The sequence below is a fragment of the Bacillus silvicola genome, assembly GCF_050524305.1.
In the GTDB taxonomy this organism is placed as follows: Bacteria; Bacillota; Bacilli; order Bacillales; family Bacillaceae_G; genus Bacillus_A; species Bacillus_A cereus_AT.
This window is the reverse complement of the sequence record NZ_JBNGVC010000013.1, coordinates 920,001-930,000: the sequence shown is the minus strand read 5'-3', so window position 1 is coordinate 930,000 and position 10,000 is coordinate 920,001. Positions and strand designations below refer to the sequence as shown.

Below are 10,000 nucleotides of genomic sequence, written 5' to 3'. Positions count from 1 at the left end.
AGACCGGAAGGACTGGTGGAGCGCTTAGAAGTGAGAATGCCGGTATGAGTAGCGAAAGACGGGTGAGAATCCCGTCCACCGAATGCCTAAGGTTTCCTGAGGAAGGCTCGTCCGCTCAGGGTTAGTCAGGACCTAAGCCGAGGCCGACAGGCGTAGGCGATGGACAACAGGTTGATATTCCTGTACCACCTCTTTATCGTTTGAGCAATGGAGGGACGCAGAAGGATAGAAGAAGCGTGCGATTGGTTGTGCACGTCCAAGCAGTTAGGCTGATAAGTAGGCAAATCCGCTTATCGTGAAGGCTGAGCTGTGATGGGGAAGCTCCTTATGGAGCGAAGTCTTTGATTCCCCGCTGCCAAGAAAAGCTTCTAGCGAGATAAAAGGTGCCTGTACCGCAAACCGACACAGGTAGGCGAGGAGAGAATCCTAAGGTGTGCGAGAGAACTCTGGTTAAGGAACTCGGCAAAATGACCCCGTAACTTCGGGAGAAGGGGTGCTTTCTTAACGGAAAGCCGCAGTGAATAGGCCCAAGCGACTGTTTAGCAAAAACACAGGTCTCTGCGAAGCCGTAAGGCGAAGTATAGGGGCTGACACCTGCCCGGTGCTGGAAGGTTAAGGAGAGGGGTTAGCGTAAGCGAAGCTCTGAACTGAAGCCCCAGTAAACGGCGGCCGTAACTATAACGGTCCTAAGGTAGCGAAATTCCTTGTCGGGTAAGTTCCGACCCGCACGAAAGGTGTAACGATTTGGGCACTGTCTCAACCAGAGACTCGGTGAAATTATAGTACCTGTGAAGATGCAGGTTACCCGCGACAGGACGGAAAGACCCCGTGGAGCTTTACTGTAGCCTGATATTGAATTTTGGTACAGTTTGTACAGGATAGGCGGGAGCCATTGAAACCGGAGCGCTAGCTTCGGTGGAGGCGCTGGTGGGATACCGCCCTGACTGTATTGAAATTCTAACCTACGGGTCTTATCGACCCGGGAGACAGTGTCAGGTGGGCAGTTTGACTGGGGCGGTCGCCTCCTAAAGTGTAACGGAGGCGCCCAAAGGTTCCCTCAGAATGGTTGGAAATCATTCGTAGAGTGCAAAGGCATAAGGGAGCTTGACTGCGAGACCTACAAGTCGAGCAGGGACGAAAGTCGGGCTTAGTGATCCGGTGGTTCCGCATGGAAGGGCCATCGCTCAACGGATAAAAGCTACCCCGGGGATAACAGGCTTATCTCCCCCAAGAGTCCACATCGACGGGGAGGTTTGGCACCTCGATGTCGGCTCATCGCATCCTGGGGCTGTAGTCGGTCCCAAGGGTTGGGCTGTTCGCCCATTAAAGCGGTACGCGAGCTGGGTTCAGAACGTCGTGAGACAGTTCGGTCCCTATCCGTCGTGGGCGTAGGAAATTTGAGAGGAGCTGTCCTTAGTACGAGAGGACCGGGATGGACGCACCGCTGGTGTACCAGTTGTTCTGCCAAGGGCATAGCTGGGTAGCTATGTGCGGAAGGGATAAGTGCTGAAAGCATCTAAGCATGAAGCCCCCCTCAAGATGAGATTTCCCATAGCGTAAGCTAGTAAGATCCCTGAAAGATGATCAGGTTGATAGGTTCGAGGTGGAAGCATGGTGACATGTGGAGCTGACGAATACTAATAGATCGAGGACTTAACCATATAATATGTAGCAAATGTTATCTAGTTTTGAAGGAATATGCCTTCATAGTTTGGTGATGATGGCAGAGAGGTCACACCCGTTCCCATACCGAACACGGAAGTTAAGCTCTCTAGCGCCGATGGTAGTTGGGACCTTGTCCCTGTGAGAGTAGGACGTCGCCAAGCAACCTTAAGACGAGTCAGAATGACTCGTCTTTTTTGTATGCTTTCATACCTCGATTAATTGCCTTTTTAACTCCTTCTAAATAAGCGAACCCATATTTTTTATCGGGTTCTAAGTAAGTACCTTCTGCCCACTCATTCCACGCATTAATAAATAAAAACTCGCTATTATAAAGGGAGTATGCACGATGAATTTGCTTACTTAAATACATTGTGAACTTCTCAGGGGTAGAACCTATGAAAATACTACTGTTTAAATCTTTGCGGCGAGCTGTATTATCCCAATCAACAAAAGCTCCAGGGAATGTTTTTTTCTTTGAGGGAGATCGTTTTAATATATACATCCATACTTTATCGTAGTCCCAAGCATTTAATTGCATACCAGACTCATATATTGTTTTATTTATGTCTGAAGAGCTATCATGGGAAATTGTATAAAAAGGTTCAAATTGAACGCTAGCGCCGAATCCATTTATATGTGGAATTGGAAAGCTGTTTAGTGTTTCTACAAAAAATATACCTTTTAAACCATTTTCTTGTGCTAGTGTATTCCAATAATTAAGCATCTTTTCACAATCAGGAATATGTCCTGGGCGATAAATAATGAATAGAGGCTTACCATCTATACGAATATATCTTTTATCTTGGAACGCTTGTAATAAATATTCAAAGTGCTCTTTCCAATCCGATACATCTCCATAATCTTGAGGCATTAATATATGTTTATCAAGACCATCCCAAGTTTTTGTCCATGGTTCATTTGCCCAAGAAAGGCAAAATGGAAAATCTGGTTCGCCAATCTTAAGTACCTCATTAAAAGGTGTTTCTAATAGCCTCTTACCTTTAAACCAGTAGTGATAATAACAAAAACCATATATGCCGTATGCTTTAGCAATTTTTGCTTGCCATTTTCTTACGGATGGGGTGGTTAAGTCATAATAAAAATCTTGATAAGGTTCCCTAGGTTGATAATGTCCTGAAAATAAAGGTTGTGCATTTTTAGTATTTGTCCATTCAGTAAAACCTTTACCCCACCATCGATCATTTTCTTTTATTTGATGGAATTGTGGTAAGTAAAAAGCGATTATTTTCAAGTTATATCCCCCTTATGTTCTTCGGAGTTCAAGTGGTGGGAAGTTACTTTTGATTTTGTGGAGCAAGTTTAAAACAAGAGATTTGTTATTTGCGCACTGTTCTTTTTATGCTACGTATTGGATTTGGTTTTACAGTTTGCTTAATATGAGAGCCTAGGATGCTTTGATATATATGGCTGAAATAAAAAATGTCGTTCATCATGAAATTTAGTGTATTATGATGAACGAAAGGAGTTACTCTTTCTGGAGAACAGATAAAGCCTGTGGTAGTCGGTTTACATCATCAAAAAAATCCCGCAACTTTAGGTACTTCTCATAATGTTTTTTAATATAAGTCATAGGTATAACAGTTTCGCCGTAAAAGCTGCTATTTCTAACATTTCCTGCACCAGTAGGACTGTGGACAAAATTGCCGCTCTCATAATCCGAGATGGCGCGATGTATATCTGGAAAAGCTTGAGATAAAGTTTTATGCCATCCTGTTTGAATTAATTCAGGATGTTCTTTAAATTGTTGACAAAAATCGAGAAAATATCGTGCCTGTGTTGTGGCAATAAAAATTCCGCCTGGACGAAGTATTCTTGAAAATTCTTTTATCCAATTTTCTGCAGTTTCTTCAGATAAATGTGAGAATACGGAATAAGCGAATATGATGTCTAATGAATTGTCGTGAATAAATTCTACAGGAGGTTGTGGACTTGCTGTTTTATATATACCCCTTCATAATGTTTCATTACAAAGAGTGATCATTGCAAGATCCACATCAATGCCGAGTAGATTTTGATCAGAGACATCTTTAAATAAGAAACGTATAATTCTTCCCCATCCGCAACCAAAGTCTAAAACTTTACTTTCTTTATTCAAGGGAACACCTAAATTTTGAGCGTATGTTTTTATATGGCTATAAAACAAATATGCTTCATATAGGGCGTGTTCATAGGAAGCACCTACAAATTGTTTTTGAATTTTTTCAGGGGGGAACGTAGGTACGGGGATGCCGTTTATAGTTGTTTGTGAGCAACTTTGTATAAATAGATTTAGAAGTTCGGCGTCAGATAATGGACTAACAAGGTTATCAAAATCACTTCCTAACTTAAAGTTATTCATTTGTTAAACCTCCGAATTACATAATGATAAAAATTATTTACGAGCTTTTTGTACTAATAAAAACATGCAAAAATTCAGCATCTAATCCTAGGGATCTATCCTTTTGTAAATAAACAATAGTATACATATTTGCATGTGTATAAATATATTCAATCATATCTTGCCCCCAATCAAATGTTACTAAAGATCCATTCTCATCGATAGGGTTTCCATGATAAATGGGCTCTTCAATATACTCAATCACTTCTTTATTCACTCTCGCTCTTTGCAAAGTCTTTGTAAGTGTATGATACCAAGGGACAGTAAATACATGAGCACCACCAGGCTTTAATACTCGTTCTATTTCTTTAAAGGCCTTGTTTGGTGTCATGACATGTTCAAAAACATCTTGAGTAATGAATAAATCAAAAGATTCATTTTGGAAGGTCATGTTTTCTAAGTTCTCACATCTAATTCCTTGAAAGTATTGGCCTTGAGGATAGTTTTTAAAGTATTGAGAATATGTATAGTTTTTGCAGTTTTTAATTAGTAGCTGAGTTGTAATTCCCCCAGGAGAGGATTCGTGGATATTATAGGAACCCCATTTTGGAAAAAATGTATTTAAAACATGGATTAAAGCTCGTTGCCTCGGTATAGAGTGGCATGTAGGACATAAGTAATGATCTCTAAGCCAATCATTATGCTCTATAAATGTAGTTTCCTTCTCACAAATAACGCAGTATCCATTATTGTGTTTCAAATTACCTTCCACATGACATCACTCCTGTGTTAAATGCATATGACACACACGTCAACAATCAGCGAAAACAAAGAGAGTGGGTGAAAATTAGGGAACCCATAAAAGTAAGATTGGTAGAAGGGAATAATTAGCGGGGGAGAACCCCACGCTAATTAAAGTTTCACTTTATGCTATGCGATACATTCACTTTTATTCATTGAAGAATGTATAGACTTAAAATATCCCTTTTGTGTACGGATACATTTCAAAGTCCTGTGCATATATTTCTGTAACTAAATCCATGGTTTCTTTATCATAAAAGCTTTCATATGTCGGAAAGCGAGGGAAGGATGCATCTGTAATGCTAAGTTCTGCATAGCTTCCCGTATAAAGCATCTTATGAGCGCGATGATGATTTGAATTTGTAAGAAGCGCTAAATTGGATTTAGTCAAATCGTACATGTGTTCTATATTGGTGATTTGTGTATTAAAATCTTCTAAAGGAATATAGCATTGGATGAAGTTTTCTTCACCTGGGACGTATTGCTGACTAAAATGTATATCTATTGCTAGGGAATTGGAACCGAATGCTTGAACGTAATATAAAAATTGTTTAAATGATATTCCTTGGTTACTATGTTTGTCATTATAAAAATAATGCCGGATACTTTCCCATTGAGGGCTAGCATATGGATTGTCAGCAAGCAATAAAAAGGAACTGACCGCCCTTGTATAGGGGTTTCGTACAAGTTTATAAACATCTTTTTTTGCTTCTAGAAGACCATTTTGTAACTCGGGTATGTAATTTATATTGTTTTTATACACCCAGAACTCATAGTAATGAATAAAGTCATTGTATTTCTTTGCTTCAGGAAATAATCCAATTTGAAAAAAGAACCAATTAGCTAATGTGGTACATCCGCTTCTATGGCTCCAGAATAGTATAAGTGGAAAGTCTTTATGGAAATGTGGAATTCGATCTTTATGTAGCATTACATGATTTAAAAGCTCTTGATTTACATTCTTCATAAATTTAGTACTCCTTTTTGAAAGTTTTATTCACGGAGAGGGTTCTTTAAATAGAATAAACGAGTGAGAATATGGGAAAGGAAGTTTTTATTAATCTAATATATTCATGGAAATAAGTAAATATTATGAGTGTTTTTTGCGGTCAGCTTAGATAAGATAGCGATTCTAAAATGAAAATATAAAATAAAGATAATGAAAATTTATAAGGAGCATACAATTATAAGAGGATGAATAATAGAAGTGACCAAGTTCATTTATTTGTATTTCTAGGTGTGACGAGTAAAAATTTTATTACTAGAGAGGATATTATGAGGAAGAATAATTATTTAATAGTAGGTGGGAATAGTTTCATTGGTATTAATCTCGCAATAGGTTTATTAAAACAGGGTCAAAATGTAAAAGTATTTTCCAGACATATAAATAATTTCCCTCAAAATATTATAAGTGAAGTTGAATTTATTAGAGGTGATTTAGAAAATGTTGAAGATATATATAAAGCTTTAGTGAATGTGGATATCATTATTTATTTAGCTGCAACGTCTAATGTAGCAACTTCAATTGAAGATGTTTTTGGAGATATTAACAGTAGCTTTTTTTTTCTTAATTTCATGGAAAGTGTTAAAGATTTTCAGATTAAAAAAATTGTATTAGCGTCTTCTGGAGGTACGGTTTATGGTGAACCTGAATATTTACCTATTGATGAGAAACATCCATTAAAACCACTTTCTCCATATGGGATAACAAAAGTGTCGCTTGAGAATTATTTGTATTTTTATAAGAGGAAATATGGAATAGACTATGTTGTATGTAGATATTCTAATCCATATGGAAAATATCAAAATCCTTTAAAGAAAGTTGGGGCAATAAATTGTTTTTTGTATCAGCATCTCAGTAATGAAAGGATTAATATATACGGGAATCCACAAGAGATTATTCGAGATTATATTTATATCGATGATTTAGTTGAAATCACGATACAACTATCGCAATTTAATCGATTGAAATCTTGCGTATATAACATAGGAAGCGGCAAAGGTCTCTCTTTAAAACGAATTATAGTAGAATTGGAGAAATTAACAGAAAGAAAAGTGGATTTTATCTGTTATAAACAAAAACAAGAGAATGTTCAAAAAATCATTTTGAATATAGATAGGGTAAGACAAGAATTTAATTGGGAACCTAAAATAGATTTCAAAAGTGGAATTAGATTAAACAAGCTATGGATTGAAGAGTTCTTATATAGTGAAAAATAATAAACCATGCCCCACTTGTATATAAGTAGGGCATGGTTTATTATTTTATTTCTTTTTGTATTACCCAAAGGTCTTGATGTTCCCACCAAAAACCTTCAGTGTATTTTTTGATGATAGGGTTATAAGGTAATAATTTAATTTTTTCACATACGTAAGAGGGACTAACGATCGTTTGCCCGTATTGATTAACATCTAAATCCAATTGTTCACTGGAAGGGAGAAACCAATAACCTTGTTTATCTAAATCTGGAAAGTTGAAGTACTTTTTACTTTGATATCCGTGAGTTGTGAAAATGAATAAGCCACCGGGTGAAACAGCGTTATACAATGTTTGAAGCCAACGAAACCAAGTTGTATCAGGCATATGAGAAAAAAAGGATAGACAAAAAACAATATCATACGTAGATGAGGTCAATTTTACCTGTTCAGGTTCAGGATGAGATAATATAGAAGAAGTATTTAATGTACTTTCAATAAAAGTAATAGCTTCTTCGTGTATATCACATGTAGTTAGACGTAAGTCTGTTTGTATATTTATTAAATGCCGTGTTACGCAGCCGTATCCGGATGCAAATTCTAATACTTTAATTGGATTGTCTATAGGAGTGTAAAAGGAAGTAATTAAGTCTAAGAGTATTTCTGCTGAGTTTTTTCCATCTTTAAAATAATAATCTATCGCTTCCTTTTTAGAAGGGAAGACGGGATTAGTGACAAGGAATTGAAAAATGTGATCCTCAGGATGGATGTTTGCATTTACATTGTAGGTGTTTGCGATTTGAGAAATTAAATCTTTATTTTCCTCTATAAATTCTTTCAAAGAGTATTCCCCCTAAATCATAGTAGTATCTTACAAGAGATACTGATGGTGAGGAAAGTATATAGTTCAATCTTCAAATATGCTTTAAGATACTTTCTATATGTGTACATTTTCATTTTAGAAATGTCGTCGATAGTAAAGGTTTCTTTAATGAAATTCTGCATTTGTACAACTTCACTGTAATGAGAATATGGATCTTCGGTTTTCGTCACACTATTTGTATGTCGTCTATGATAGTTTAGGGGTTTTGGATTGAAGTAAATATTCCCCTCTTTAAGAATAGAAACATAGAAAAACCAATCACCAGCCACTTTAAACTTTTCTAATTGTTTTTCTGTTTTTTTTATATCTATGTTTTTAAAAACTACACTTGAGACATTAGGTATGGTGTTTTTGATAAGTAACGTATCTTGTATTTCATCTGTCCCTTTTCGAAAATAAGAACTTTTCCATTTTTCTTTATCAATATCATTTGTGTAATCTAAATAATGATTGGCCAGGATATTTCCTTGTTCATCTATTTGTTTTGATTGTGTGTAGCTTAAGGTAACATCACCATTTATATGAAACCCTTGTATTACTTCTTCTAAAAATGTCTGATCACATAAGTCATCGGCCTCTGCAATCCAAATATAATCACCGGTTGCTGCAGAGAGGCCTTTTATCCATTGTTTAAATACAGAACCAGAGTTTTTATCATTAACAATCTGCTGAATTTTTAGGTGGGGCTTATTTTCGTTTGAGAGCAGCTTTTCAAATATAGATACGCTATTGTCAGTAGAGGCATCGTCTAGGAAAATTAGTTCGTAAAGGGGATAGGTTTGGTTTAATATTGATTTAACTCGGTCAGGTAAGTATTTTTCGTAATTATAGTTTGGTACAATTACGCTTATTTTTTTATAATTATGCTCAAGCAGGTTTAATAATTGATAAATGTAATGAAGAAAGTTGAAATCTTTTTCAATAAGTTCTTGGCCGAAGCTACCTTTTTGTAATCGTAAATCTTCATCTCCAATAAATTCATATATTCTTTCCAGCATCTTCGGTAAATTTAAAAATTCTACTAAGGCGCCAGTTTGTTCCGTAACAACATCTTCAAAACCTCCAGCGTTTTTAAACCCTATAACAGGGACTTTTGTATCTAATGCTTCTAAAACAACGTTGGGAAAAGGATCTTCTCTTGAAGTTAATAAATATAAATCAGCCCCGGCGTTATATAAACCGATATCTGGAGTAGGCTCCACTAATGTGAAATGTGCTGTATATCTTTGGGAGAGCGTATTTAAAAAACGAACATCCGTTCTTCCGACCCAGATAAAATGAATATTCGTATGAACCTTTCTCACTGAGTAAGCAATAAGTGAGAATAAATCTATCCCTTTTCGATGATCAGCGAAACCTACGCCCAAAATGATTTTGCTGTCTAGAGGCAGGTTGTGTTTTTTTCGTAATTCGTTTCTAGCTTTTGCAATATTGTTCTTATAAGGATTGTGGTTAAACAAACCTTGAGGGAGGATGTGGCATTTTTGATGATCTAATTGGGTGATTGTACGGAATTTTTCATACACGTACTGTGAAGGGAAGACAATTTTGTAAGCAAACTCGGCAATGTTTCTAGCTTTTCCCTCGGCAGAGTACTGTTGTATTAAATGCGGCAATTCATGTATTAATGAAATAACTTGTATATTGTGTTTAGCTAGTAGTGCAACTATATCACCACTTATGACGGTACTACATATGGCGATGGTATAGTCTTGTGATAATAACTCCTTTATTAATAATTCGACCTTTTCTTCCGTTTGGTAGTCTTCCTCTAGGCAATAAACAGGACCATACTTTTGAAAGTCGTGGATTAAAATGCCCGTTCCAATAGAAATAATTGCGACGGAGTAATGAAAGTTTTCTTTAAGAGCTTTAATAGTATGTAAAGAAAGCAGCTGTGCTCCGTGGAAATGGGCATCATGGGATACATAAATGATCTTCTTATTAACATGCATTTCATAACGCCTCCTAAGTTTATTTATCATTCCTAGAGATAAGTGGGAGGAGAGAAATAGTGACTTTAGCTGGGATGCCCTCAAAATAAAAAATGCTATCCTTAATATATATTTGTTTGATCTGATATTCATTCTTTAGAAAGGTATTAGTAGTAAGTAAAT

6 protein-coding genes, 2 rRNA genes and 1 pseudogene (1 of these 9 running past the window's edge) are annotated in these 10,000 nt (G+C 36.5%); 3 read left to right on the top strand and 6 right to left on the bottom strand.

The window, feature by feature from the left end; all coding sequences use genetic code 11:
• Together ACP6L7_RS26850 and rrf are read left to right on the top strand one after the other, a co-directional pair.
• Positions 1–1,661 (top strand): 23S ribosomal RNA (locus tag ACP6L7_RS26850) (it extends 1,261 nt beyond the left edge of the window).
• 49 nt (positions 1,662–1,710) lie between these two features.
• A 5S ribosomal RNA gene (gene rrf, locus ACP6L7_RS26845) occupies positions 1,711–1,826 on the top strand.
• Positions 1,827–1,840: 14 nt separating this feature from the next.
• On the opposite strand, the gene ACP6L7_RS26840 is transcribed toward rrf, so the two are convergent.
• The 4 genes and pseudogenes from ACP6L7_RS26840 to ACP6L7_RS26825 all read right to left on the bottom strand — a co-directional run bounded on the left by ACP6L7_RS26840 (position 1,841) and on the right by ACP6L7_RS26825 (position 5,771).
• A complete protein-coding gene (locus ACP6L7_RS26840; protein ID WP_097833487.1) occupies positions 1,841–2,917 on the bottom strand; it encodes a glycosyltransferase WbsX family protein in 1,077 nt (358 codons plus the stop codon).
• A 234-nt stretch (positions 2,918–3,151) separates the two neighbouring features.
• Positions 3,152–4,024: pseudogene (locus ACP6L7_RS26835) on the bottom strand (class I SAM-dependent methyltransferase).
• Positions 4,025–4,061: 37 nt separating this feature from the next.
• On the bottom strand, positions 4,062–4,775 hold the full coding sequence (locus ACP6L7_RS26830) for a class I SAM-dependent methyltransferase (protein WP_097833488.1): 714 nt from the start codon (positions 4,773–4,775) through the stop codon (positions 4,062–4,064).
• Between the two features lie 201 nt (positions 4,776–4,976).
• The gene (locus ACP6L7_RS26825) at positions 4,977–5,771 is read right to left on the bottom strand and encodes a sulfotransferase family 2 domain-containing protein (RefSeq protein WP_097833489.1); all 795 of its coding nucleotides are present in this window, start codon (positions 5,769–5,771) and stop codon (positions 4,977–4,979) included.
• 308 nt (positions 5,772–6,079) lie between these two features.
• On the opposite strand from ACP6L7_RS26825, the gene ACP6L7_RS26820 reads away from it, so the two are divergent.
• Positions 6,080–7,024, top strand: coding sequence for an NAD-dependent epimerase/dehydratase family protein (locus ACP6L7_RS26820; RefSeq protein WP_097833492.1), 945 nt, complete (start codon positions 6,080–6,082; stop codon positions 7,022–7,024).
• Positions 7,025–7,064: 40 nt separating this feature from the next.
• Here the strand turns inward: ACP6L7_RS26820 and ACP6L7_RS26815 are convergent, their stop codons facing one another.
• Positions 7,065–7,841 carry a class I SAM-dependent methyltransferase gene (locus tag ACP6L7_RS26815; RefSeq protein ID WP_097833490.1) on the bottom strand — a complete coding sequence of 259 codons (777 nt, stop codon included), beginning with the start codon at positions 7,839–7,841 and terminating at the stop codon, positions 7,065–7,067.
• 17 nt (positions 7,842–7,858) lie between these two features.
• Positions 7,859–9,838: a glycosyltransferase gene (locus ACP6L7_RS26810; protein WP_430529538.1), complete on the bottom strand. Its 1,980-nt coding sequence runs from the start codon at positions 9,836–9,838 to the stop codon at positions 7,859–7,861.
• Positions 9,839–10,000 lie beyond the last annotated feature (162 nt).